Source organism: Massilia sp. NP310 (genome assembly GCF_019443485.1).
Classification (GTDB): Bacteria; Pseudomonadota; Gammaproteobacteria; order Burkholderiales; family Burkholderiaceae_D; genus Telluria; species Telluria timonae.
The window spans coordinates 1,587,833-1,613,361 of the sequence record NZ_CP080379.1; the positions used below are offsets into that span (position 1 = coordinate 1,587,833).

24 protein-coding genes are annotated in these 25,529 nt (G+C 63.6%); 6 read left to right on the forward strand and 18 right to left on the reverse strand.

Annotated elements, in window-relative coordinates:
- Positions 1-6 precede the first annotated feature (6 nt).
- From KY496_RS06910 to ppsA, 4 genes are all read right to left on the reverse strand, one after another.
- Positions 7-816, reverse strand: coding sequence for an SDR family oxidoreductase (locus KY496_RS06910; RefSeq protein WP_219864326.1), 810 nt, complete (start codon positions 814-816; stop codon positions 7-9).
- The gene (locus tag KY496_RS06915) at positions 813-1,733 is read right to left on the reverse strand and encodes an SPFH domain-containing protein (RefSeq protein ID WP_071362491.1); all 921 of its coding nucleotides are present in this window, start codon (positions 1,731-1,733) and stop codon (positions 813-815) included. Before KY496_RS06915 ends, KY496_RS06910 begins: the two co-directional genes overlap by 4 nt.
- Before the next feature lie 25 nt (positions 1,734-1,758).
- The gene (locus tag KY496_RS06920) at positions 1,759-2,187 is read right to left on the reverse strand and encodes an NfeD family protein (protein WP_005667700.1); all 429 of its coding nucleotides are present in this window, start codon (positions 2,185-2,187) and stop codon (positions 1,759-1,761) included.
- 168 nt (positions 2,188-2,355) lie between these two features.
- The gene (gene ppsA, locus KY496_RS06925) at positions 2,356-4,803 is read right to left on the reverse strand and encodes a phosphoenolpyruvate synthase (RefSeq protein WP_219864327.1); all 2,448 of its coding nucleotides are present in this window, start codon (positions 4,801-4,803) and stop codon (positions 2,356-2,358) included.
- Between the two features lie 200 nt (positions 4,804-5,003).
- Here ppsA and KY496_RS06930 point away from each other — a divergent pair, with 200 nt between their 5' ends.
- From KY496_RS06930 to KY496_RS06955, 6 genes are all read left to right on the forward strand, one after another.
- Entirely contained in the window at positions 5,004-5,852 is an 849-nt protein-coding gene (locus KY496_RS06930; RefSeq protein ID WP_005667703.1) for a pyruvate, water dikinase regulatory protein, read from the forward strand.
- A 189-nt stretch (positions 5,853-6,041) separates the two neighbouring features.
- Entirely contained in the window at positions 6,042-6,785 is a 744-nt protein-coding gene (locus KY496_RS06935; protein ID WP_229520454.1) for an IS4 family transposase, read from the forward strand.
- A gap of 39 nt (positions 6,786-6,824) precedes the next feature.
- A protein-coding gene (locus KY496_RS06940; protein WP_229520324.1) for an IS3 family transposase occupies positions 6,825-8,380 on the forward strand; the annotation gives its coding sequence in 2 pieces (ribosomal slippage) (positions 6,825-7,287 and positions 7,287-8,380; 1,557 coding nt in all).
- An 87-nt stretch (positions 8,381-8,467) separates the two neighbouring features.
- A complete protein-coding gene (locus KY496_RS06945; RefSeq protein ID WP_229520529.1) occupies positions 8,468-9,034 on the forward strand; it encodes a transposase in 567 nt (188 codons plus the stop codon).
- 328 nt (positions 9,035-9,362) lie between these two features.
- A complete protein-coding gene (locus KY496_RS06950; RefSeq protein ID WP_005671221.1) occupies positions 9,363-9,680 on the forward strand; it encodes a transposase in 318 nt (105 codons plus the stop codon).
- Between the two features lie 11 nt (positions 9,681-9,691).
- Entirely contained in the window at positions 9,692-10,540 is an 849-nt protein-coding gene (locus tag KY496_RS06955; protein ID WP_229520521.1) for an IS3 family transposase, read from the forward strand.
- A 106-nt stretch (positions 10,541-10,646) separates the two neighbouring features.
- On the opposite strand, the gene KY496_RS06960 is transcribed toward KY496_RS06955, so the two are convergent.
- The 14 genes from KY496_RS06960 to uppS form a co-directional block, all read right to left on the reverse strand.
- Positions 10,647-11,975, reverse strand: coding sequence for an IS4 family transposase (locus KY496_RS06960; RefSeq protein WP_005667704.1), 1,329 nt, complete (start codon positions 11,973-11,975; stop codon positions 10,647-10,649).
- A gap of 106 nt (positions 11,976-12,081) precedes the next feature.
- Complete coding sequence (locus KY496_RS06965) at positions 12,082-13,278, reverse strand: EAL domain-containing protein (protein WP_219864328.1); 1,197 nt, start codon at positions 13,276-13,278, stop codon at positions 12,082-12,084.
- A gap of 61 nt (positions 13,279-13,339) precedes the next feature.
- A complete protein-coding gene (locus KY496_RS06970; protein WP_219864329.1) occupies positions 13,340-14,125 on the reverse strand; it encodes an RNA methyltransferase in 786 nt (261 codons plus the stop codon).
- Positions 14,122-14,799 (reverse strand): ribonuclease HII, encoded by a 678-nt coding sequence (gene rnhB, locus KY496_RS06975; RefSeq protein ID WP_229520455.1) that lies wholly within the window; start codon positions 14,797-14,799, stop codon positions 14,122-14,124. Before rnhB ends, KY496_RS06970 begins: the two co-directional genes overlap by 4 nt.
- 6 nt (positions 14,800-14,805) lie before the next feature.
- Positions 14,806-15,969: a lipid-A-disaccharide synthase gene (gene lpxB, locus KY496_RS06980; protein ID WP_219864330.1), complete on the reverse strand. Its 1,164-nt coding sequence runs from the start codon at positions 15,967-15,969 to the stop codon at positions 14,806-14,808.
- A gap of 4 nt (positions 15,970-15,973) precedes the next feature.
- The gene (gene lpxA / locus KY496_RS06985; protein WP_005667526.1) at positions 15,974-16,762 is read right to left on the reverse strand and encodes an acyl-ACP--UDP-N-acetylglucosamine O-acyltransferase; all 789 of its coding nucleotides are present in this window, start codon (positions 16,760-16,762) and stop codon (positions 15,974-15,976) included.
- A gap of 14 nt (positions 16,763-16,776) precedes the next feature.
- Positions 16,777-17,274: a 3-hydroxyacyl-ACP dehydratase FabZ gene (fabZ, locus tag KY496_RS06990; RefSeq protein ID WP_005667524.1), complete on the reverse strand. Its 498-nt coding sequence runs from the start codon at positions 17,272-17,274 to the stop codon at positions 16,777-16,779.
- Positions 17,271-18,320 carry a UDP-3-O-(3-hydroxymyristoyl)glucosamine N-acyltransferase gene (gene lpxD / locus KY496_RS06995; RefSeq protein ID WP_219864331.1) on the reverse strand — a complete coding sequence of 350 codons (1,050 nt, stop codon included), beginning with the start codon at positions 18,318-18,320 and terminating at the stop codon, positions 17,271-17,273. The genes fabZ and lpxD overlap by 4 nt, the downstream gene beginning before the upstream one ends.
- A 37-nt stretch (positions 18,321-18,357) precedes the next feature.
- Positions 18,358-18,906, reverse strand: coding sequence for an OmpH family outer membrane protein (locus KY496_RS07000; RefSeq protein WP_005667522.1), 549 nt, complete (start codon positions 18,904-18,906; stop codon positions 18,358-18,360).
- 39 nt (positions 18,907-18,945) lie between these two features.
- Positions 18,946-21,282, reverse strand: coding sequence for an outer membrane protein assembly factor BamA (gene bamA / locus KY496_RS07005; RefSeq protein ID WP_219864332.1), 2,337 nt, complete (start codon positions 21,280-21,282; stop codon positions 18,946-18,948).
- A 94-nt stretch (positions 21,283-21,376) separates the two neighbouring features.
- Positions 21,377-22,714 carry an RIP metalloprotease RseP gene (rseP, locus tag KY496_RS07010; protein WP_219864333.1) on the reverse strand — a complete coding sequence of 446 codons (1,338 nt, stop codon included), beginning with the start codon at positions 22,712-22,714 and terminating at the stop codon, positions 21,377-21,379.
- 16 nt (positions 22,715-22,730) lie between these two features.
- The gene (gene ispC / locus KY496_RS07015; protein WP_219864334.1) at positions 22,731-23,918 is read right to left on the reverse strand and encodes a 1-deoxy-D-xylulose-5-phosphate reductoisomerase; all 1,188 of its coding nucleotides are present in this window, start codon (positions 23,916-23,918) and stop codon (positions 22,731-22,733) included.
- Between the two features lie 12 nt (positions 23,919-23,930).
- Complete coding sequence (locus tag KY496_RS07020) at positions 23,931-24,761, reverse strand: phosphatidate cytidylyltransferase (RefSeq protein ID WP_005667517.1); 831 nt, start codon at positions 24,759-24,761, stop codon at positions 23,931-23,933.
- Positions 24,761-25,510, reverse strand: a complete 750-nt coding sequence (gene uppS / locus KY496_RS07025; RefSeq protein WP_005667514.1) for a polyprenyl diphosphate synthase — start codon at positions 25,508-25,510, stop codon at positions 24,761-24,763. The genes KY496_RS07020 and uppS overlap by 1 nt, the downstream gene beginning before the upstream one ends.
- Positions 25,511-25,529: the final 19 nt, after the last annotated feature.

The following is a 25,529-nucleotide window of genomic DNA, read 5'->3' on the forward strand; positions in this document are numbered from 1 at the left end:
CCGAATTCATGGCAGGCGCAGGTCGTCCTTCACGGCGGCCAGCGCCATCCTGTCAACCAGGCCGGGCGCGATCAGCTTGAGCCAGCGCCCGATCCTGCCCTGCGCCGTCATCACCACCTCGCGCTGGCGCGCCTCCATCGCCTTGACGATCAGGCGCGCGCACTCCTCCACCGGCATCGCCTTCTCTTCCCTGAGCGCGCTGGCGCCGGCCTCTTCTCCCCTGGCGTTGAAACCGCGGTAGCGGATGCGCGTGGCCACCACGCCCGGATAGGCGGTGGTCACGCTGACGCCCGCCTCCTTCAGTTCGACCCGCAGCGCTTCGAAGAAGCCGCTCATCGCGAACTTGGTGGCGCAATACGCGGTGCGTCCCGGCACGCCGACCAGGCCGGCCAGCGACGACACGGCCACGATGGCGCCGCGGCTCGCCTTCAGGTGTGGCAGCGCGGCCTGGGTGCACCAGACGCTGCCCCACAGGTTCACACGCATCAGCTCTTCGTACCAGGCCAGGCTCTCGACCTCTTCGAACAGGGCGTGCGCCGAACGGCCGGCGTTGTTGACCAGGACATCGATGCGGCCGAAGCGTTCCGTCGCCCGTGCGATCAGGCGCAGGCAATCGTCCTGGCAGCCGGCGTCGAAGGCCACCGTGAGCGTGTCGGCGCCCAGCGCCTGGCACTGGCCGGCGACCAGGTCGAGCGGCCCCTGGTTGCGCGCTGCCAGCACGAGCTTGACCCCGGCGCCGTGCCGGGCCGCGAGCTGGCGCGCCATTTCGGCGCCGATGCCGTCCGAGCCGCCGGTGATGACGATGACCCGGCTCATTTCTGCGCCTTCACGATCTGCAGCGCGCTGGCGATCACGGTGCTCATATCGCCCAGGTTGGCCGGCACGATCAGGGTGTTGTTGGTCTTGGCCAGGTTCGCGAACGCGTCCACGTAGTGCTCGGCCACGCGCAGGCTGACCGCATCCATGCCGCCTGGCGAAGCGATTGCCTCGCCCACCTGGCGCAGCGCCGATGCGCTGGCGTCGGCCAGCGCCACGATGGCGGCCGCCTCGCCCATGGCGCGGTTGATCTCGGCCTGCTTCTCGCCCTCGGAGCGCGCGATGGCCGCCTCGCGCTCGCCGCTGGCGATGTTGATCTGCTCCTGGCGCCGGCCTTCCGAGGCCGCGATCAGCGCGCGTTTCTCGCGCTCGGCCGTGATCTGGGCCTGCATCGCCAGCAGGATCTCGGCCGGCGGCGTCAGGTCCTTGATCTCGTAGCGCAGCACCTTGACGCCCCAGTTGGCGGCCGACTCGTCGATCGCGTTCACGATGTGGGTGTTGATCAGGTCGCGCTCCTCGAAGGTCTTGTCGAGCTCCATGCGGCCGATCACCGAGCGCAGGGTGGTCTGGGCCAGTTGCGTGATGGCCTGGATGTAGTTCGACGAGCCGTAGGAGGCGCGCATGGCGTCGGTCACCTGGAAATACAGGATGCCGTCCACGTGCAGCTGGGTATTGTCGCGCGTGATGCAGACCTGGGGCGGCACGTCGAGGGGGATCTCCTTCAGGCTGTGCTTGTAGGCGATGCGGTCGACGAAGGGCACCACGATGTTCAGGCCGGGGGCCAGGGTGGCGTGGTATTTGCCGAGCCGCTCGACCACCCAGGCGTTCTGCTGCGGCACCACGTTGATGGTCTTGAACACGAAGACCAGGGCAATGGCGAAGATCACGATCGCGACCACGCTGAAAGACAGTTCCATGTGCATCCCTCCTGTTGTGATTGTTCTAGGCCTGGCGGCGCGCGACGATCAGGCGGTTGCCCTGGACCTCGACGATCTCGAAGTCGCCCGGCTCCGGCTCCAGGCCGGCGCGCAGCTCGACGTCCCACAGCGCGCCGCGGTACATGACGCGCGCGCGCCGCTCCTGCCACTGCGGCACGGTGACGCGCTGGCCGATGTCGAGGTTGATGCTGGGGTCGTTCGCGGCCTGGCCGCGTCCGTGCCGCGCGTAGCGGGTGCGGCGCAGGATCATGGTGGCGCCGATGCCGACGAGCGCCGCCGCCAGCGTCTGCTGCGGGCCGCTGGCGCCCAGCCAGGCGACGCCGGCGCCGCACAGGAGGCCGACGGCGATCATCAACAGGTAGAAGGTGCCGATGAACAGCTCGGCGACGATCAGGATGCCGGCGCCGATGAGCCAGTACGTCCAGTCGGACATGTCGGGGTCTCCTTCTTGTCATGGAATGAAAAAACCCTCGCTACCCGAAGTGGGTAGCGAGGGTTCGCATGACCGCGCGGTGGGCTGCGGCGGCTGGTCGTGAGGGCTTGGAAAGCGATCATTCCCGCCAGTGTAGCACTGGCGGCCCTCGACGGGGAATGTCGGAGATCAGGCCCCGGCCAGCTTCTGCCAGGTCTCGATCACCGAGTCCGGGTTGAGCGACATCGACTCGATGCCCTCGCCCACCAGCCATTCGGCGAAGTCCGGGTTGTCCGACGGACCCTGGCCGCAGATGCCGACGTACTTGCCCTGCTTGAGGCAGGCCTTGATCGCCAGCGACAGCATCGCCTTGACCGCCGGGTCGCGCTCGTCGAAGTCCTTGGCCAAGAGCTCCATGCCGGAGTCGCGGTCCAGGCCCAGGGTGAGCTGGGTCAGGTCGTTGGAGCCGATCGAGAAGCCGTCGAAGTACTGCAGGAACTGCTCGGCCAGGATGGCGTTGGACGGCACCTCGCACATCATGATCAGGCGCAGGCCGTTCTCGCCGCGCTTCAGGCCATTCTTGGCCAGCAGGTCGACGACCTTCTCGGCCTGGCCCAGGGTGCGCACGAACGGCACCATCAGCTCGACGTTGGTCAGGCCCATCTCGTTGCGCACGCGCTTCATGGCCGCGCATTCCATCGCGAACGATTCGGCGAAGTCCTCGGCCAGGTAGCGCGCGGCGCCGCGGAAGCCCAGCATCGGGTTCTCTTCGTCCGGCTCGTAGCGCGAACCGCCGATCAGCTTCTTGTACTCGTTCGACTTGAAGTCGGACAGGCGCACGATCACCGGCTTCGGCCAGAACGCGGCGGCGATGGTGGCCACGCCTTCGACCAGCTTGTCGACGTAGAAGGCGCGCGGCGAGGCGTGGCCACGGGCCACCGACTCCACCGCTTTTTTCAGGTCGGCGTCGATGTTCGGGTACTCGAGGATGGCCTTCGGGTGCACGCCGATATTGTTGTTGATGATGAACTCGAGCCTGGCCAGGCCGACGCCGTTGTTGGGCACCGACTGGAAGTCGAATGCCAGCTGCGGGTTGCCGACGTTGAGCATGATCTTGGTCTTGATCGGCGGCAGTTCGCCGCGCGAGACTTCGGTGACCTCGGTTTCCAGCAGGCCGTCGTAGATCATGCCTTCGTCGCCTTCGGCGCAGGACACGGTGACCAGGGTGCCGTCCTTGAGCACGTCGGTCGCGTCGCCGCAGCCGACCACCGCCGGCACGCCCAGCTCACGGGCGATGATCGCCGCGTGGCAGGTGCGCCCGCCGCGGTTGGTGACGATCGCCGAGGCGCGCTTCATGACCGGCTCCCAGTTCGGGTCGGTCATGTCGGCCACCAGCACGTCGCCCGGCTGCACGCGTTCCATCTCCGACGGATCGGTGATGACGCGCACCGGGCCGGCGCCGATCTTCTGGCCGATCGCGCGGCCGTGGGTCAGCACGGTGCCGGTGCCCTTGAGCTGGAAGCGCTGCTGGGCGTCGGTGGCCTTCTGCTGCGACTTCACGGTTTCCGGACGCGCCTGCAGGATGTACAGCTTGCCGTCGCGGCCATCCTTGCCCCACTCGATGTCCATCGGACGGCCGTAGTGGTTCTCGATGATCATCGCGTACTTGGCCAGCTCGATGACTTCTTCCTCGACCAGCGAATAGCGGTTGCGCAGCTCGATCGGCACGTCGACGGTCTTGACCGAGCGGCCGGCCTTGGCTTCGTTGGTGAACTCCATCTTGATCAGCTTGGAGCCGATATTGCGGCGGATGACCGCCGACTTGCCCTGGGCCAGCATCGGCTTGTGGACGTAGAACTCGTCGGGATTGACCGCGCCCTGCACCACGGTCTCGCCCAGGCCGTAGCTCGAGGTGATGAACACCACGTCCTTGAAGCCCGATTCGGTGTCGATGGTGAACATCACGCCCGAGGCGCCGGTGTCGGAACGCACCATGCGCTGCACGCCGGCCGACAGCGCGACCTCGGCGTGGGTGAAGCCCTTGTGCACGCGGTACGAGATCGCGCGGTCGTTGTAGAGCGAGGCGAACACGTGCTTCATCGCCTCCAACACGTTGTCGATGCCGACCACGTTCAGGAACGATTCCTGCTGGCCGGCGAACGAGGCGTCCGGCAGGTCTTCGGCGGTGGCCGAGGAGCGCACGGCGAACGACACTTCGGTTTCCGAGCCGGCCACCAGGCGTTCGTAGAACGAACGGATTTCCTGTTCCAGGCGTGGCTGGAACGGGGTCTCGACGATCCAGCCGCGAATCTCGGCGCCGGCGGCCGCCAGCGCGCGCACGTCGTCGACGTCCAGGTTCTCGAGGCGGGTCGCGATGCGCTGGCCCAGCGACGGGCCACCGTCGGCACTGTGGTCGAGGAAGTCGCGGAAGGCGTCGGCGGTGGTGGCGAAGCCGGTCGGCACGCGCACGCCGGCGCCGGCCAGCTGGCTGATCATCTCGCCGAGCGAGGCGTTCTTGCCGCCGACCGACTCGACGTCGGTCATGCGCAGGTCCTCGAACGAGGCCACGTAGACGCGATTCGAATCGTCGGGATTCACTGCGTCGGGCTTCAATGCAGGAGTAGCTAGGTTGGTCATGATAAAACACCCTTACTTGATGATGGAAAGCTGTTGGCGCATTGGTGCCGGAAGCGGGGGCGTCTGGACGTATTCTTGTTATTCTGGCCCGCGTGCAGCACAATGCAAAACCCGTTGCCGAGCATTTTACCCCGCGACAGGGTGAAGTGCAGCGCACTTTTGATGTTACTTTGTCAGCAAAGCATACCGATCCAGCCATCATGACCGACGATTCCCTGCCTTCCCCAGTCACCGCCTCGCGCACCGTCTTCTTTGTTTCCGACGGCACCGGCATCACGGCGGAGACCTTCGGTCACGCCGTGTTGAGCCAGTTCGACCTGCGTTTCCGCCAGATCCGCCTGCCGTTCGTGGATTCGATCGAAAAGGCGCACGACGCCGCGCGCCGCATCAACGAGAGCTTCGCGCTGCACGGCCAGCGGCCGATCGTGTTCTCGACCCTGGTGAAGCACGACCTGTCGAGCGTGATCCGCTCGGCGAACGGCATGCACATGGACTTGTTCCAGACCTTCGTCGCGCCGCTCGAGCAGGAACTGGACGTCAAGTCCACGCACACGATCGGGCGCATCCACAATGCGGTGGACACCGAGGAATACAAGAACCGTATCGAAGCGATCAATTTCTCGTTGGCGCATGACGACGGCCAATCGCACAAGAACCTGGCCGAGGCCGACGTGATCCTGGTCGGCGTCTCGCGTTCCGGCAAAACGCCGACGAGCCTGTACCTGGCGATGCAATACGGCCTGAAGGCCGCGAACTATCCGCTGATTCCCGACGACTTCGAACGCGGCAAGCTGCCGAGTTCGCTGCCGCCATTCAAGGCAAAGCTGTTCGGCCTGACGATCACCCCCGAGCGCCTCTCGCAAATCCGCAACGAGCGCCGCGCCGGCAGCAAATACGCCTCACTGGAAAACTGCCGTTACGAAGTCAACGAAGCCGAACACCTGATGCGCCGCGAAGGCATCCGCTGGCTCTCGTCGACAACGAAATCCATCGAAGAAATCGCGACCACCATCCTCCAGGAAATCAAACCCGACCGCCGCGAGTACTGACTCCACCGAGGGTCGGAGTCGAATTATCGGGAAAGCTTATTGTGCGCCCATTAATTCTGCACAAGCCATCCGCGGCTTGCCTAAAAGCTCGTGCACATTAATCAGGGTCAGAGTCTAATGCCGCTAAGTTAACGATCTTTGCGGCATTTTTTCGTTGTAAACGTGGCTCAGAAATGTTAACTTTCGGCCATGCTTTCTGATGCCATCCCCCTCGTCATTGACCTACCTAATCCTCTTGAGTGGAGCCGCCTTGGCGAACATCTGCCCTACGAATGGGTGGAAGCTGCGTTAGTAGCGAACGATAAAGCGACTATCCGCTCTCGGCGGTTACCCGCGCAGCAGGTCGTCTGGCTAGTCATTGCTCTGGCGATCTATCGACACCGTTCCGTCAAGGACATTGTCGACTCGCTCGACCTGGCATTGCCCGAGTTGGCAGACCGTTGCATCACCTCCAGCGCGACAACGCAAGCTCGACAACGCTTGGGCTCCGAGCCGCTTGAATGGTTGTTTCACAAGTCGTCGCGGCAGTGGATTGCGCACGATGAAGCGCATTATCTGTTCAAGGGCTTGCATCTGCTTGCCATGGATGGCACGACATTGCGCCTGGCAGATAGCCCAGACAATCGCGAGCACTTTGGTTCTCAAATCTACCCCAACAACAAGGTTGCCAGCTATCCACAAGCACGCGGCGTGACCCTGATGATGATGGAAACCCAACTGATCCGTGATGCCCGTTTTGGACGCTACGACATCAGCGAAACGACGCATGCCCACTCTCTGCTCGAGAGCATTCCTGACGACTCGCTCACTGTGTTTGACCGAGGCTTTCTGTCAGCGCAACTACTATGCAATCTCGTCAACCATGGAACGAATCGACACTTCCTTGTTCCCGCCAAGAGCCCCCGGTGTCAGAATAGTTGTCGCGTCACGTGATTGAGTAAAGCCATACCGGGGACGGGCAAGAGAGAACGTGTGAAGCAGTATCCAGCAGAACGAAAAGAGGCGTTGTTACGGCAGATGATGCCGCCCCAGAACCGCGTGGTGTCGGAACTGGCCCGTGAGAGTGGGATCACCGAACAGACGCTTTATACTTGGCGCCGTCAACTTCGTAATCAAGGAATGCCGGTGCCAGGTAGTGGGAAAAATGCTGAGGAATGGACCTCAGAGGACAAGTTCGCTGTCGTGCTGGAAACGGCTGCGTTGAACGAGAGCGAACTGTCGGAATATTGCCGTCGGAAGGGGCTGTTTGCGGAGCAGATCGCCACCTGGCGAGCCGCATGTATGGCCGCCAACGTGAGCGTGGTGCAGCAAACCCGGGCGCAGCAGGTCCAGTCGAAGGAAGACAAGAAGCGGATCCGGCAGTTGGAGAAGGACTTGCAACGCAAGGAGAAGGCGCTGGCTGAAGCAGCAGCGTTGCTGATCCTGCGAAAAAAAGCCCAGGCGATCTGGGGGGACAAAGAGGAAGACTGATCAGCGCCCCAGATCGCCTGTCATGTGTTGCGTTGATCCGTGAAGCCGAAGCTGCAGGCAGCCGGCTGTCACCGGCTTGTCGTGAACTCGGCATCACCCTGCGCACGTTTCAGCGCTGGGTGCGGGGCGGAGATGATGCTGTAGCCGTCGACAGCCGCCCAACTAGCGTCAGGCCTGAGCCGGCCAACAAGCTCACCGAAGACGAGCGTACCGAGATTCTGGCTGTCGCCAACAGCGAGGAATTTGCCAGTCTGCCGCCGAGTCAGATCGTGCCGACGCTGGCCGATCGAGGCATCTATGTGGCTTCGGAGTCGAGCTTCTACCGTGTCTTGAAGTCGGCCTCGCAGCAGCACCATCGTGGCAAGGCCAAAAAGCCGAGTGAGCGCGTGGTCACGAGCCATTGCGCCATAGCGCCGAACCAGGTGTGGAGTTGGGACATTACGTGGCTGCCGGCTGCGATCAAAGGCAAGTACCACTACTGGTACATGGTGCTCGACATCTACAGCCGCAAGATTGTCGGTCACGAAGTCCACGAGGCGGAGTCGGCAGAATCGGCGGCGCGGCTGATGCGCAGGGCCAGCCTGGCTGAGGGATTGGCCGGCCGACCGCTGGTACTGCACTCGGATAATGGCAGCGCCATGAAGGGCTCGACCATGCTGGCCACATTGGAGCAACTCGGCGTTGCACCGTCGTTCAGCAGGCCGCGTGTGAGCAACGACAACGCCTACGCAGAGTCGTTATTCAGGACCTGCAAATATCGACCGAACTACCCGCGCCAGCCGTTTGCGACGCTGGAAGACGCGCGGGCATGGACGCAGAAATTTGTGCGATGGTACAACCAGGAGCATAAGCACAGCGGCCTGAAATTCGTGACGCCGGCACAACGTCATGGCGGCCAGGCTGAAGCGATTCTGGAGTATCGCGAACAGGTATATCGAGAAGCGAAGAACCGTAATCCGCAGCGCTGGTCGCGGGATGTCAGGAACTGGAATCTGGATAGTCAGGTCTGGCTGAATCCGGAACGGATTCGACCAGAGGAACTACGGCAGGTCGCGTGAGGTGACGCGACAACTACGTTGACAAACACCGAGAGCAACACCAAATGGACTCTAATCCTAGGCACGGACGACGATGGCATCGTGGAAATGATTGTCTCGCCTGCTGCACGCAAAAAAGATCCCGCTCTGCCAGAGACTTGGCGCGTGCGCGCCGTAAGAACACCGGATGACGGATCGGGAAAACAGCGGTACCTGCTTACGTCGCTGATGGATAGCAAGAAGTTCAAGGCGGTTGACTTGATTGCTTGTTATCTCCGACGCTGGCGTATCGAAACAAGTTATAGGGAACTGAAGCAGTCAATGATGGGCTCGGAGTTGACTCTGCGCAGCATGACGGTCAGCGGTACCGAGCAGGAAATCTGGGGGGCGATGATCGCTTATAACCTGATTCGCGTTGAGATCGCCAAGGCCGCGCTGGAAGCGAAATGCGAACCGACGAGCATCAGTTTTACTACTGCCCTGATGACCATCCAGAACGAGTTGATGATGACGGGCCCAGCAACAGCACAAGGGAGGATACCGGAGATGCTTAAGCGCTTACGTGGACGGTTGGTACTTGAACTGAAAGCGCAACGACCCGGACGAAAATTTGACCGCGTCGTTAAGGCAGTAGCTCAACGGTATCCAGAAAAACGGCTATCGAGAAAACCTTAACTTAGCGGCATTAGGGTCAGAGTCGAATTGTTTGACAACTTTGAAGAATTGCTCGGCAATTCTACTCTGACCCTGATTATTTTTTGCGGTTTTAGCGCCGTCGGTCGAGCGTTCAGGAAATAAGATGCCGCAAAGGATGATCGCCCCACATGTTAGCGCTATACCTACCCAATAATAAATAGGGTCGGAGTCGAATTGTTTGACAATATTGACGGCTGAGCTGCCAATCCGACTCCGACCCTAATTATTCGCTGAGTAATTGGCCAATAATTCGACTCTGAGGTAGCCCGGGTTTGGTGGACATCCAGAATAGGAGACAATGGAGCCTATGGATGACACTAAGACCCCAGCTGCAAAGCGCACCATTCACACCAGCGACTTCAAGAAGCGTGCCGTCGCCAGACTCAAGCAGGAAGGTAACGCAACGGCGCTCGCTCTTGAGCTTGGAGTGCCGCGCAATCAGCTGTACAAGTGGGCCAAACGGCTCGAGGAAGCTGGTACTGACAAGGCATTTAAGGGCCCTGGTCGCCCGGCCGGAGTGGAAGAAGATGAACTTGCTAAGCTGCGTCGTGAAAATGAGCGCCTCAAGCTGGAGAACACCATCTTAAAAAAAGCGGAAGCGTACTTTGCGCGACGCAAGCCGTAAAGTACGCATTCATTCATGAGCACATTGGGGTACATCCGGTGGCCATGATGTGCCGCTTGTTGAAGGTCAGCCGTAGCGGTTGCTATGCATCGCGCGAGCGCCCGGAAAGCAAGCGTAGCAGCCAGGATGCGGCGCTGCGTTCACGCATCGAGGAACTGCACGAAGCCCACCGCCATGCTCCTGGCACGATCAAGATGTGGCATCTGCTACAAGCCGAAGGACTACCTTGCGGCCGTAATCGCGTGGCCAAGTTGCGTCGTATCGCAGGCATTGAGACGCGTCGCAGCGCGCGCTTTAGAAAAATGCGCACCTACCAAAAACTCGAACCGCCAGCAGATGACTTGGTCAAGCGTGCATTCGACAGGAAGGCGCCAAACAAGGTGTGGGTAGGCGACATGACCCAGATCGCAACCCGCAACGGCCCCCTCCATCTGGCCGCATTCATCGACCTATGCACACATCGCGTCGTCGGCTGGACCACCGGTGCAAGTCAAACTGCGAAGCTGGCAATCGCAGCGCTGCAGAATGGATTTGAGCAGCAAAAACCGCAAGCAGGTCTGATCTGTCACACCGATCAAGGCTCGCAGTTCGCCTCCGCCATATTCAGAAATTATCTGAAGGATCAGCAGGCGCGACCAAGCATGAGCAGGCGAGGAAACTGCCACGACAATGCCGTGGCAGAGAGCTTCTTTTCGAACCTGAAGAACGAAGTAACCCATCACACGATCTACGATAATCACGAGTCAGCATTGGCTGCAATCGCTGATTACATCGACGTGTATTACAATCAACAGCGCCTCCACCAAACCCTCGGCTACCGAACGCCCGCTCAGGTGGAAAAAATGCACAGGTGTACCTGATTAACCCTGTCCACCAATCCGGTGCATCTCACTCCGACCCTATTTATTTGCCGGCCGAATTTGGGAAATTGCTCAAAAATTCTACTCTGACCCTAATGCCGCTAAGTTAAGGTTTTCTCGATAGCCGTTTTTCTGGATACCGTTGAGCTACTGCCTTAACGACGCGGTCAAATTTTCGTCCGGGTCGTTGCGCTTTCAGTTCGAGTACCAACCGTCCACGTAAGCGCTTAAGCATCTCCGGTATCCTCCCTTGTGCTGTTGCTGGGCCGGTCATCATCAACTCGTTCTGGATGGTCATCAGGGCAGTAGTAAAACTGATGCTCGTCGGTTCGCATTTGGCTTCCAGCGCGGCCTTGGCGATCTCAACGCGAATCAGGTTATAAGCGATCATCGCCCCCCAGATTTCCTGCTCGGTACCGCTGACCGTCATGCTGCGCAGAGTCAACTCCGAGCCCATCATTGACTGCTTCAGTTCCCTATAACTTGTTTCGATACGCCAGCGTCGGAGATAACAAGCAATCAAGTCAACCGCCTTGAACTTCTTGCTATCCATCAGCGACGTAAGCAGGTACCGCTGTTTTCCCGATCCGTCATCCGGTGTTCTTACGGCGCGCACGCGCCAAGTCTCTGGCAGAGCGGGATCTTTTTTGCGTGCAGCAGGCGAGACAATCATTTCCACGATGCCATCGTCGTCCGTGCCTAGGATTAGAGTCCATTTGGTGTTGCTCTTGGCGGGAACAAGGAAGTGTCGATTCGTTCCATGGTTGACGAGATTGCATAGTAGTTGCGCTGACAGAAAGCCTCGGTCAAACACAGTGAGCGAGTCGTCAGGAATGCTCTCGAGCAGAGAGTGGGCATGCGTCGTTTCGCTGATGTCGTAGCGTCCAAAACGGGCATCACGGATCAGTTGGGTTTCCATCATCATCAGGGTCACGCCGCGTGCTTGTGGATAGCTGGCAACCTTGTTGTTGGGGTAGATTTGAGAACCAAAGTGCTCGCGATTGTCTGGGCTATCTGCCAGGCGCAATGTCGTGCCATCCATGGCAAGCAGATGCAAGCCCTTGAACAGATAATGCGCTTCATCGTGCGCAATCCACTGCCGCGACGACTTGTGAAACAACCATTCAAGCGGCTCGGAGCCCAAGCGTTGTCGAGCTTGCGTTGTCGCGCTGGAGGTGATGCAACGGTCTGCCAACTCGGGCAATGCCAGGTCGAGCGAGTCGACAATGTCCTTGACGGAACGGTGTCGATAGATCGCCAGAGCAATGACTAGCCAGACGACCTGCTGCGCGGGTAACCGCCGAGAGCGGATAGTCGCTTTATCGTTCGCTACTAACGCAGCTTCCACCCATTCGTAGGGCAGATGCTCGCCAAGGCGGCTCCACTCAAGAGGATTAGGTAGGTCAATGACGAGGGGGATGGCATCAGAAAGCATGGCCGAAAGTTAACATTTCTGAGCCACGTTTACAACGAAAAAATGCCGCAAAGATCTTTAACTTAGCGGCATTATACTCTGACCCTAATTGTTGGGCTATTGATGGTTAGAAGAATTGGCGCCAGTCGGCGAGCCAGGCGGGGAAGGCGGTGGCTTCCATGGGGTTGGCGATGTGGTAGCCCTGGGCGTAGGTGCAGCCGAGGCTTTGGAGGAAATCCCAGTCCTGGCGGGTTTCGACGCCGACCGCGACCGACATGCGATCCAGGCTGTGGGCCAGGTTCAGGCAACTGCGCAGAACCGTGCCCAGCGGGCGGCGTTTCGAGGCGCCGTCGACGAAGCTGCGGTCGATTTTCAGTTCGGTGAACGGGATGCGGGCCAGGAGCTGCAGGTTCGAGCGGCCCGTGCCGTAGTCGTCGATGGCGAGGCCGAAGCCCATCATGCGCAGGCGCACCAGGCGTTCGATGAAATCGGGGTTCGTGTTCAATACCGACGATTCGGGCAGCTCGAAGGTGATGTAGTCGGGCAGGACCTTGTGGCGCTCCAGCGCGGCGCCGATCTGGCGCACGAAGGCCGGATGGGCCAGCGTTTCGGGGGCGATGTTCAGCGAGATCGGGACCGGGATGCCCTGCTCCTGGAACCAGCGGCAACGCTCCACCGACAGCTCGATCATGCTCCAGTCCAGGAAGTCGATGCGGCCGCTCTCTTCCAGCGCTTCCATGAACGACGCCGGCCCCAGCACGCCATGCTCGGGATGGCGCCAGCGCGCGAAGGCTTCCAGGCCTTTTACCTGGCCGGTCGCGAGCTCGATCTTCGGCTGGAAGAAAGGCTCGAACTGGCGCTTCTGCAGGCCGATGCCGATCTGCTGGAACGTGAAGCGCGGCCCGCCCGGCTTGCGCGGTGGCCGCGCCAGCGGGGAGTAGTTGTCGAGCAGCGGCTTGAGCTTGGCGGCGCTGACCGGCCTGGCGATCACGCCCAGCAGCTCGACGCCATAGGCCTCGGCCAGGGTCTCGACCGAGAACAGCAGGTCGGCGGGCTGCGCCCCCGTCACCACCAGGCGCGCGGGGACCTGGATCTGGCCCAGGCGGCGAATCAGCTCCAGCCCATCCATGCCCGGCAGCGCGAGATCGACGATGGCGACGTTGACCGCCGGCGCCAGGCCGGCCTCCAGGGTCTGCAGCGCGAGATGCCCGTCCGGCACGTCGGTGACGCGGCTGGCGCCGAGCTGGCCCAGCAAGTCCACCAGCGCCCTGCGCTGGGCCGGGTCGGCTTGTGCCACCAAAAAATGCAAATGCGCGATGTCCATCGTTGCTCCAGTTTCCCAGCCGCCAGCCTACGCGATGCGAGGGAAACCGTCCATACCCAAGCTAGATGTGCTGCTGGCGCAGCCCCTCGAAGAAGCACACGGCGGCGCAGGCGGCGACGTTGAGCGACTCGACCTGGCCCGCATGCGGCACCGCGACCCGGTGCGTGGCGAGCTTCAGCAATTCATCCGACACGCCCTGCCCTTCGTGACCCAGCACCCAGGCCACCGGCTGGGTCAGGTCCATCGCGTACAGGCGCTCGGCCGCATAACCGCTGGTGGCCAGCACCGGCACCTTAGCGCCTTGCACCAGCGGCGCCAGCGCAATCTGTTCAAAAATCTCCAGCACGAAGTGCGCGCCCATTGCGGCGCGCAGCACCTTCGGCGACCAGCAGAAAGCGGTGCCGGGACTGCAGTAGACCTGCTTGATGCCGGCCGCCGCCGCGCTGCGCAGGATCGAGCCGACATTGCCCGGATCCTGCACGCCGTCCAGCACCACGCTCGGCCCCACCAGGGCGGGCGCCGCGGACGGCTGCGGCGAATCGATCACGAACAGCAGGTGCACACCGCGCTCGACCTGGCTGACCGCGTTGAACAGCGCGTCGGGCAGCGCCGTCACCGGCGCATGCAGCGCCTCGCAGCGCGCGACGATCGCCTGCACTTCGTGGTTGCCGAGCGCGCCCTCCGACACCACGCAGTGGCGCGGGGCGCCGCGCAGGTCGAGCCAGCTCTGGCACAGGTGCACGCCGTCGAGCAGGCTTTGCCCGGCCTTGCGGCGCGCCTGCGAGCTGGTGGCGAGGCTTTTCAGGTCTTTGTAGAACGCGTTGTCGCGCGAGCTGATGGTTTTCATACTGCTTCTGCTTCAATCATGTGGCCGCCGAGTTCAGCAAACAGGTCGACCTGCAGCAGGTTGCGCACCGGCGCGAACGAACGGCGGTGCGCAGGCGACGGGCCGTGCAGGCGCAGGCGCTCCAGGTGCAGCGGCGTGCCGTAACCCTTGTGCTGGTCGAAGCCGTATTGCGGGTAAAGGTCGTGCAGGCGCACCAGTGCCGCGTCGCGCGCGGTCTTGGCCAGGATCGAGGCGGCCGAGATGGCGTTGACCTTGTCGTCGCCCTCCACGATCGCATGCGCTCGCACGTCCATCTGCGGGCAGCGGTTGCCGTCGATCAGGGCCAGGGTCGGCGCCGTCTGCAGCGCTTCCACCGCGCGCCGCATCGCCAGCATGGTCGCCTGCAGGATGTTGATGCTGTCGATCTCTTCGCACGAGCATTCGGCGATGGCCCAGGCCAGCGCATGCTCGCGGATCAGGGGCGCGAGCTCGTCGCGCCGCGCCTCGCTCAGCTTTTTCGAATCGCGCAGGCCCTCGATCGGCCGCAGCGGATCGAGGATCACGGCGGCGGCGAACACCGGCCCGGCCAGCGGACCGCGCCCGGCCTCGTCGACGCCGCACACGATATCGAGCTCGGTGAACGGCCGGAGCCTGGGCGGCAGCCCGGGATACAGGTTGACTTTCTTCTTTCTCATTTCGATTCAGGCGGCCTTGTGGCCCCGTCCAATGACGCCGAGCACCGCTTCGGCGCTCGTGCGCGCGCTGTCGCGCAGCAGGCTGTGGTGCATCTCCAGGAAGCGGCCGGCCAGCCGCTCGCGCCCGGCCGCATCCTGCAGCTGGGCCCACACGGCGTCGGCCATTGCCTCGGGCGTGGCCGCATGCTGGATCAGTTCCGGCACCAGGAACTCGCGCGCCAGGATGTTCGGCAGGCCGATCCAGGGCTGGTAGCCCATGTGGCGCATGATCGCGTACGACGCCGCCATCACTTTATACGCGATCACCATCGGCTTCTTGAACAGCGCCACCTCCAGGGTCGCGGTGCCGGAAGCGACCAGCACCGCGTCGGCGGCGGCGATCGCCGTGTGCGAGCCGGCGGCGGTCACCTGCAGCTCGACGTCCTGCAAGCCCGCCTTGACCACGAGCTCATCGAAGTAGGCGCGCTGGCGTTCGCCGACCATCGGCACCACGAAGCTCAAGCCAGGGTCGCGCGCGGCCAGCAGCTTGACGGCGCGAACGAACGGCTCGGCCAGGTACTTCAGCTCGCCCATGCGGCTGCCCGGCATCACCGTCACCACGCGCGCATCGGCATGCAATCCGAGCGCGCGCCGCGCCGCGCCGACGTCCGGAGCGAGCGGGATGGTCTCGGCCAGCGGATGCCCGATGTACGTCACCGGCACGCCGGCCGCGCGATAGATCGCCTCCTCGAACGGGAAGATCACCAGCATGTGCGAGACCGCGCGCTGGATCTTCTTGATCCGCCCGCCGCGCCAGGCCCAGATCTGCGGCCCGATGAAGTGGACGGTGGGGATGCCGGCCGCGCGCAGCTGCTCTTCGAGTCCGAGGTTAAAGCCGGGATAGTCGGCGCCGATGAAGGCGGCCGGACGCTCGGCGATCAAACGATCGCGCAGCCGGCTCTGGATGCGTTTCAGTTCGGGGTAGCGGGGAATGACTTCGAACAGGCCGCGCACCGTGAGCGTGTCCATCTGGACATCGCTCACGAAGCCCTGCTCGATCATGCGTGGCCCGCCGATGCCGTGGAAGCGCGCATCGGGCAACAGCGGGCGCAGCCCGGCCAGCAGGCGCGCGGCGAGCATGTCGCCGGACGCCTCGCCGGCCACCAACGCCAGCGAAACGTCGTTGTTCATGTCTTTAGCGGACGATGCCACGGGTGGCGGTGCCGAGGAATTCGCGCAGCAGGCGAATGTCTGCGCTGGCCGCCGGCAGGCGCTCTTCCTCGGCCTGGAGCGCGGCTTTCGCCTCTTCCAGGGTCAGGTTCGAGCGGTACAGCAGCTTGTAGGCGCTGCGGATGCCGTCGAGCTGCTCGCGCGTAAAGCCGCGGCGCTTGAGGCCCTCGAGGTTCACGCCGCGCGCGCCGGCCGGATTGCCGGACACGAGCACGTAGGGCGGCACGTCCTGGGTCAGGCTCGTATACATGCCGATGAAGGCATGCGCGCCGATCTTGCAGAACTGGTGCACGCCGGCGTAGCCCGACAGGATGGCCCAGTCGCCCACCTGCACGTGGCCCGCGAGCTGCGCATTGTTCGAGAAGATCGTGTTGCTGCCCACCTGGCAGTCGTGCGCCACGTGGACGTAGGCCGAGATCCAGTTGTCGCTGCCGACGCGCGTGACGCCCTCGTCCTGGACCGTGCCCAGGTTGAAGGTGACGAATTCACGCACCGTGTTGCGGTCGCCCACTTCGAGGCGGGTCGGCTCGCCGTTCCACTTCTTGTCCTGCGGCGCGCCGCCGATCGAACAGAACTGGAAGAACTTGTTGTCCCGGCCGATCGTGGTGTGGCCCTCGATGACCACGTGCGGGCCGACCACGGTGCCGGCGTCGATGCGCACATTCGGCCCGATGATCGAATACGGGCCGACCTCGACCGAGCTGTCCAGCTCCGCCTTCGGATCGACGATCGCGGTCGAATGGATTTTGCTCATCTGGTGCTCCTGTCTTACTGCGCCGCGCCTTCCGGGCCCTTCATGGTGGCTTCGGCGGCGCCGCGGATGGTGCACATCAGCTCGCCCTCGACCGCCACCTTGCCGTCGACCGTCGCCACCGCCTTGTACTTCCAGATGCCGCGCGCGACGCGCAGGATCTCGATTTCCATGCGCAGCTGGTCGCCCGGCTCGACCGGACGCTTGAAGCGGGCGTTGTCGATGCCGACGAAATACACCACCGAGTTTTCGTCCGGCTTGACGTTCATGGTCATGAACGACAGGATGGCCGCGGTCTGCGCCATCGCTTCGATCATCAGCACGCCCGGCATCACCGGCTTGTGCGGGAAGTGGCCGTTGAAGAACTCTTCGTTGACGGTGACGTTCTTGATCGCGACGATGCGCTTGCCCAGTTCGACGTCCAGCACGCGGTCGACCAGCAGCAGCGGATAGCGGTGCGGCAGGTATTCCTTGATCTGGGTGATGTCGAGGGTCTTGAGTTCTGGAGTGGTCATTTTTCTTCTGTCAGGTTTCTGATGGTTTTCTCGAGCGTGCGGATCTTGGCCCGCATCGAATCGAGATTGCGCACGATCGCCGCGCTGCGTTCCCATTCGGCGTTCTTGGCCAAGGGGTAGAAGCCGGTGTACTGGCCCGGTTCGAGGACCGAGCGCGACACCATGCTGCCCGAGGAAATATGGACGTTGTCGGCGATTTCCAGGTGGCCCAGCACCATGGCGGCGCCGCCGAAGGTGCAGCGGCTGCCGATCTTGGCGCTGCCGGCCACGCCGACGCAGCCGGCCATCGCGGTGTGCGCGCCGATGCGGCAGTTGTGGCCGATCTGGATCTGGTTGTCGAGCTTGACGCCGTCTTCGATCACGGTGTCGTCCAGCGCGCCGCGGTCGATCGTGGTGTTGGCGCCGATGTCGACGTCGTCGCCAATCAGCACGCGGCCGGTCTGCGGGATCTTGATGTAGGCGCCGGCTTCGACGGCGAAGCCGAAGCCGTCGGTGCCGATCACCGCGCCCGAATGCAGGATGCCGCGCTTGCCGATGCGGCAGCGCGCATGGAAGGTCACGTTGGCGAACAGGTGCGTGTGCTCGCCGATCGTGGCCTCGCGCCCGATGAAGCAGCCGGCGTCGATCACGGCGTGGGCGCCAATGACGGCGCCCGCCTCGATCGTCACGTGCGGCCCGACGTGGGCGGTCGGATCGACCGTGGCGCCGGGGTCGACCACGGCGCTCGGATGGATGCCGGGCGCCGGGGCCTGCTCGGTGAGCGACACGAAATACTGCGCCGCGCGGGCGAAGTAGGCGTAAGGGTTGGTGGTGACGATGCGCGCGCCTTCATAGGTCGCGGCCACCGTCGGATCGTCCAGCGGCGACAGGATCAAGGCCGCCGCCTGGCTTTGCGCGGCCAGCGCGCGCAGCTTGCTGTTGCTGAGGAAGCTGATGTGCGAAGCGCCGGCGCTGTCCAGGGGGGCGATCGCCTGGACCTCGAGGTCCGCGTCGCCCACCAACTGTCCGCCGAAGCGCTCGACCAAATCGCCCAGTCGAATGCCCATCTCGGTCTTTCCAGTGTGAGTCAAAATCGTTGCTGCTTTACTTGTCGAGCAGCTTGAGAATCTTGTCGGTGATGTCCACGCGCGGGCTGACCCACGCCGCCTCGACCAGCACGGCGTCGAGCTTTTCCTGTTCCGCGACCTGCTCGACCAGCTTGTAGGCCTTTTGCGCGATCGCGGCGCGCTCTTCGTTCTTGCGTTGTTGCAGGTCTTCCTGGAACTCGCGCTGCATGCGCTCGACGTCCTTCTGCATGTTGTACAGCTCGCGCGCGCGGCGCGTGCGGTCCAGCTCATTCAGGCCCGCCGCTTCGGCGTCGAACTTCTCGGACGTCTGCTTGTACTTGCCGACCATCTCCTCGACCGCCTTCTGGCGCTTCGAGAACTCGGCGGCCAGCTTGGCGTCGGCCGCCTTGGCCATCTTGGAGTCGGTCATCAGGCGCTCGGTGTAGACGAAGCCGATGCGGCTGTTCGCCTGCGCCTGCGCCAGCGGCGCGGCGCACAGCGCGGCCAGCACCAGCGAGGCGCCAAGCGCGGGTCGAACCGTGGACCTGCGTCCACCAGGCAGCGAGTCAATCAGATTTTTCAACATAAGTCTCTCGCAATCGTTCTTCGGGTCGCCGTGGGCCGCTTAGAAGCCGGTGCCCATCTGGAACTGGAAGCGCTCCAGGCGGTCGCCCGGCAGCGAATTCAGCGGCTTAGCATAACTCAACTTGAGCGGACCGACCGGCGAAATCCAGGACAGGCCGATACCGGCCGAGTAGCGGAACTCGTCGTAGCGGATCTTCGCGTCTTCCTGGAACACCTGGCCGCCGTCGACGAAGGTGAACCAGCGCAGGCTGCGGTCGGTGCCGCTGCCCGGGAACGGGAACTGCAGCTCGGCGTTGCCGATGATGCGCTTGGAGCCGCCGATCGCGTCGTAGTAGCGCGGATCGACCACGCCCAGCGACGAGCTCTCGTAGCCGCGCACCGAACCGATGCCGCCCGCATAGAAGTTCTTGAACACCGGGTAGGCGCTGCCGCCGATGCCCTTGCCGTAATCGAACTCGCCGCGCAGGGCCAGGGTCATCCAGCGGGTCAGCGGCTTCCACCACTGGTGCTCGTAGACCATCCTGTAGTACTTGGCGTCGCCGATGGCGTCGATCTCGAAGTTGGCGCGCTGGAAGCGGCCGCGGGTCGGGGTCACGGCGCTGTCGCGGGTGTCGCGGCCCCAGGCCGCGGTCAGCGGGATCGCGTTGGTGGTGGCCTTGCCGATGCCGCTCTCCGGGCCGCCGTTCTGGCGCACGAAGGTCTGGTAGATCGTCGGCGAGGTCAGGTCGGTTTCCAGCTCGGTGCGTTCCAGGCCGGCGCCGAAGTAGACGGTGTCGGATTCGGAGAACGGCACGCCGAAGGTCAGGTTGCCGCCCATCTGGCGCACGGTATACGAACCGATGTTCAGCGCCGGCGGACGCGAGGTGCGCAGGTACAGCGAGAACGCGCGCGAGATGCCGTCGTCCGTGAAGTACGGATTGGTCTGCGAGAACGCGATCGTGCGGTTGTACTTGCTGGTGTTCAGTTCGATGCCGACCGTGTTGCCGCTGCCGGCGAAGTTGGCCTGCGAGATCGACGCGGTGAAGGTGAACTTCTCGGACTGCGAGAAGGCGCCGCCGATCATGAAGTTACCGGTCGGTTTTTCTTCGACCGCGATGTTCACGTCCACCTGGTCCGAGGTGCCCGGCGACTCCGGGGTCTCGACCTTCACGTCCTTGAAGTAGCCGAGGCGGTCGACGCGGTCGCGCGACAGCTTGACGCGATTGGCGTCGTACCACGAGCTTTCGAACTGGCGGAATTCGCGGCGGATCACTTCGTCGCGGGTGACGGTGTTGCCCGAGATGTTCATGTGGCGCACGTAGGCGCGCTTGCCCGGATCGACGAAGAAGGTGAACGCGACTTCGCGCTTCTCGCGGTCGAGTTCCGGGTTCGCCGTCACGTTGGCGAAGGCGTAGCCGAAGGTGCCGAGGCGGTCGGCGATCAGCTTGTTGGTCGCTTCCTGCAGGTCGCCGACAAAGGTCTTGCCCGGCTGGAGCACGATCAGCTCCTTGAGCTCCTCTTCGCGGCCGAACATCTCGCCCTCGAGCTTGACGCTCGAGACGGTGTATTGCTCGCCCTCGGTGATGTTGAGGGTCAGGTAGATGTCGCGCTTGTCGGGGGTGATCGAGACCTGGGTCGATTCGACGTTGGCTTCCAGGTAGCCGTGGTTCAGGTACCAGGACTTGATGGTTTCCAGGTCGCCGGTCAGCTTTTGCTTGGAATACTGGTCGGCCTTCGAGTACCAGGTGAACCAGCCCGAAGGGCGCAGTTCGAGCAGCTGGCGCAGCTGCTTGTCGCTGAAGGCCTTGTTGCCGATGATGTTGATGCCCTTGATCTTGGCGACCTCGCCCTCGTCGACGTTGAACATGATCGTCACGCGGTTGCGTTCGATCGGCGTCACGGTGGTGGTGATCTTCACGCCGTACAGGCCGTGCGACAGATACTGGCGCTTGAGCTCCTGCTCTGCGCGGTCGACCGAGGCCTTGTCGAAGATGCGGGTCTGGGCCACGCCGATCTCGGACAGCGCCTTGACCAGCATGTCTTTTTCGAATTCCTTGGTGCCGGTGAAATCGACCGACGAAATCGCCGGACGTTCCTCGACCAGCACCACCAGCACGCCGTTTTCTTCCTCGAGGCGGATGTCCTTGAAGAAGCCGGTGGCGTACAACGCCTTGATCGCGCTCGAGGCCTTGGCGTCGTCGAAGGTCTCGCCCACGCGCACCGGCAGATAGCTGAACACGGTGCCTGCTTCCGTCCGCTGGATGCCTTCGACCCGGATATCCTTGACGACGAACGGGTTGACGGCCAGCGCAGGTCCGGCGCACATGGCCAGCACGGCCGCGCCGATCAAGCTGCGACGAATGAACGGCAGGGCAAAACGATCTGGTTGTGATTTCATTGGCTGGATCAAAGGGTCAGTCATTTGGACAACGATTGCATATTATTCTGTGCCGGGCATTTCCGCGCCAGGTTCCGGGAGCGGATGCGGGCCGCTAGAGCAGCCGCACCAGGTCATTGAAGACGGCGAGCGCCATCAGCATGAACAGCAGGCCGACCCCGGCGCGCTGCGCGAACTCGCCGACGCGCGCAGGAAGGGGACGCCCGGTCAAAACTTCCAGCGAATAATACAGTAAATGGCCACCATCCAGAACTGGAATTGGTAACAAATTCATTACTCCTAAGCTGATACTAATAAAGGCGATGAACTGTAAATAGCTTACGAGACCTATTCTTGCAGTCTGTCCGGCATAGTCGGCGATGGTAATGGGACCGGTCACATTCTTCCACGACGCTTCCCCGGTAATCATCTTCCAGATCATCTTGAGGGTCATCACGCTGGTTTCCCAGGTGCGCTCGGCCCCGCGCGCGATCGCCTCGAACGGGCCGGACGTCACGGTCACCATTTCCGGCGCCTGGGCCACCATGGCCTTGATCACGCCGCGGCCATTCGGGTCCGCCTCCGGCACCAGCGACAGTGCCAGCGGACGGCCGCCGCGTTCGACCTCGAGCGCCAACGGCTTAGCCGGAGACGCCCGCACCGCCTCGATGAAGGCGATGCCGTCGTCGACCTTCCGGCCGTCCACGCGCAGCACCAGGTCGCCGGCCTGCAGGCCGGCGCGTTGCCCTGCCCCGTCCGGCAGCACCTTGTCGATGCGCGGTTGCGGGCGCCACAAATCCAGGCCCAGTTCGGCCATCACGTCGGTTTCGACGTCGAGGCGGCCGACCACCGCCGCCGGCAGCGTCGCGCCGTACGTGCCGCCGTGGACGCCGCGCAGTTCCAGGCGCGCATCCGATTTATCCACCGCCGCATGCACGATTTGCCAGCGCAGCTCGGCCCAGGAGGCCACGGCATTGCCGTTCACCGCGACCACCGTGTCGCCGCCGCGCACGCCGGCCCTGGCGGCCTCGGACGCCGCCGGCGCCTCGCGCAGGCGCGCCGCCGGCTCGTCCACGCCATGCATATACAGCGCGGCCATCAGGCCGATCGCCAGCAGGAAGTTGGCCAGCGGGCCGGCGGCCACGATCGCGATGCGCTTCCAGACGTTCTGGCGCGTGAACTCGCGCGCCAGGTCGGCATCGTCCGTCGGCGCGGTCTCGGGGTCGCGCGCGTCGAGCATCTTGACGTAGCCGCCCAGCGGCAGGGCCGACAGCGCCCATTCGGTCTGGTCCTTGCCGAAGCGGCGCGACCAGACCACCCGGCCCATCCCGACCGAGAAGCGCAGCACCTTGACGCCGCAGGCGCGCGCGACCAGGTAGTGGCCCAGTTCGTGGATCACGATCAGGGGACCGAGCGCCAGCACGAAGGCCAGCACGGTGTAAAGCATGGTCATGGCGGGGTCCAGGGGGTCAGCGCTGCAAGCCTGAAGCGATGGTCGATACGGCGTCGTTGGCGGCCCCGCGCGCGCGCGCGTCCTGGTCCAGCACCGCCTCGATCGACGGGGCCGGGCCATGCGGCACGACGTCGAGCGCGTGACGAATCACGCGGTCGATGTCGCGGAAACCGATGCGGCGCTCGAGGAAGGCCTGCACCGCCACCTCGTTGGCCGCGTTGAGCAGGGCCGGCGCGGTGCCGCCCGCGCGCAGCGCATCAAAAGCCAGTGCCAGGCAGGGGAAGCGCTCGAAGTCGGGCTTGAAGAACTGCAGCCCCGCCATTTGCGTCAGGTCGAGCTGGGCCACGCCCGAATCGATCCGGTCCGGGTAGGCCAGCGCATTGGCGATCGGGGTGCGCATGTCGGGGTTGCCCAACTGGGCCAGCACCGAGCCGTCGACGTAGGACACCATCGAGTGGATCACGCTTTGCGGATGGATCACGACGTCGATCTGGTCGGCCGGCGCGCCGAACAGCCAGTGGGCCTCGATCACTTCGAGGCCCTTGTTCATCATGGTGGCGGAATCGACCGAGATCTTGCGGCCCATGACCCAGTTCGGGTGCTTGCAGGCTTCGTCGGGGGTCACGCTGCCGAGGGTCTCGACGGCGCGGTTCAGGAACGGGCCGCCGGACGCGGTCAAGAGGATCTTGGCCACCCCGCAGGCGCCGGGCACGCGCCCATACGAGGACGGCAGCGCCTGGAAGATCGCATTGTGTTCGCTGTCGACCGGCAGCAGGGTCGCCTTGTGCTCGCGCACGGCGTCCATGAACAGCTGGCCCGACATCACCAGCGCTTCCTTGTTGGCCAGCAGGATCTTCTTGCCGGCGCGCGCCGCGGCGAGCGTCGGCGCGAGGCCGGCGGCGCCGACGATGGCGGCCATCACGATGTCGGTGTCGGCGCTGGAGGCGATGTCGCACAGCGCGGCTTCGCCATATTCGACGCTGGTGGGCAGGTCGGCGATCAGGGCCGCCAGGCGGGCGGCAGCCTCGGAGCTGCCGACCACGGCGCGCTGCGGGCGGAATTGGCGGCAAGCGGCGGCCAGTTCTTCCACGCGCGCATGCGCGCTGAGGGCGTAGACGCGGTAGCGGTCGGGATGACGCGCCACCACGTCGAGGGTCGAGGCGCCGATCGAACCGGTGGCGCCCAGGATGGTAATGCCTTGCATGGAGACTTCCTTCTAGAGCCGGGTGGCGATCAGGGCCGCCAGCGGCAGGACCGGCACGAGTGCGTCGATCCGGTCCAGCACGCCGCCGTGGCCAGGCAGCAGATTGCTGCTGTCCTTCATGCCGGCACGGCGCTTGAGCTGGGATTCGAACAGGTCGCCGACCACGCTGGCGACGACGATGAGGGCGATGACGGCCAGCATGCCGGCCCAGCCGAAGCTGGCCTGCACGCGCACCGCGAAGGTATTCGATAGCGCTTCGCCGCCGAACAGGACGGTAAGCGAGGCGAGCAGCAGGGTCACGACGCCGCCGCCGATGGCGCCTTCCCACGACTTGCCGGGCGAGATCGACGGCGCGAGTTTGTTCTTGCCGAAGGTCTTGCCGCACACATAGGCGAAGATGTCGGCCGACCACACGATGACCAGCACCGACAGCAGGAACAGGGCCGAATACTGGAACAGCATGACGATGGCGGCGAAGCACGCCACCAGAGAAATCGCATACAGCAGGCTGAGCAAGGTATTCGGCGTGCTGGCCAGCGGCGGCAGGCCGAGCTTGAGCGTGGGCGCGAAACGCAGTGCCCACAGCAGCGCGCCGATGGCGAACCAGAAGGTCGGGTCGCCCTGCTCGCGCATGAAGAAGGCATAGGCGAAGGCCAGGGTCCAGGCCGCCGCGATCGCGACCGCGCTCTTCGCGCCCGGATTGAACAGGCGGAAACACTCCCAGATCGCCGCCCCGAAGAAGATCGAGGCGACCACCGCGAACGCCGTGGGGTTGTTGGAATACAGAACCGGCAGCAGGACTGCCAGCAGGACGAGCGCGGTGATGATCCGGGTCTTGAGCATCAGTTGGTCTTCTTCGCTACTTGGGCGCTGGTCTGGCCGAAGCGCCGTTCGCGCTTCTGGAACGAGGCGATCGCCTCATCCAGCGCCTCGGGCGTGAAATCGGGCCAGAAGGTGCTTGTGAAATGCAGTTCGGAATACGCCAGCTGCCACAGCAGGAAATTCGAGATGCGCTCCTCGCCGCCGGTCCGGATGAACAGGTCGGGTTCGGGCGCATATGCCATCGCCAGGTGGGGAGCCAGCATTTCCTCCGTAAAATCGGTGACGCCGGGGTTGGCCTGCACCATCTTCCCCGTTGCCTGCATGATATCCCAGCGGCCGCCATAGTTGGCGCACACGGTGACGGTGAGGCGGGTATTGCCGGCGGTGCGGCGCTCGGCATTGGCGATCATCTCTTGCAGCTTCGAATCGAAGCGGCTCAGGTCGCCCACGACTTTCAGGCGAATATTATTGGCGTGCATCTTCGAGACTTCGCGCTCGAGCGCCGTCACGAACAGGCGCATCAGCAGCGAGACCTCGTCGGCCGGACGGCGCCAGTTCTCGGACGAGAAGGCGAACAGGGTCAGGTACTCGACCCCGCGCAGCACGCAGGCTTCGACGATGCCGCGCACGGCTTCCACGCCCTTGACGTGGCCGGCGACCCGCGGCAGCAGGCGTTTAGTGGCCCAGCGGCCATTGCCATCCATGATGATGGCGATGTGGCGCGGCACGGCGAGCGTGTCGGGAACGGCGGTGGTCGAACTTTTGAACATCTTGTATCCAGCAGGGCTG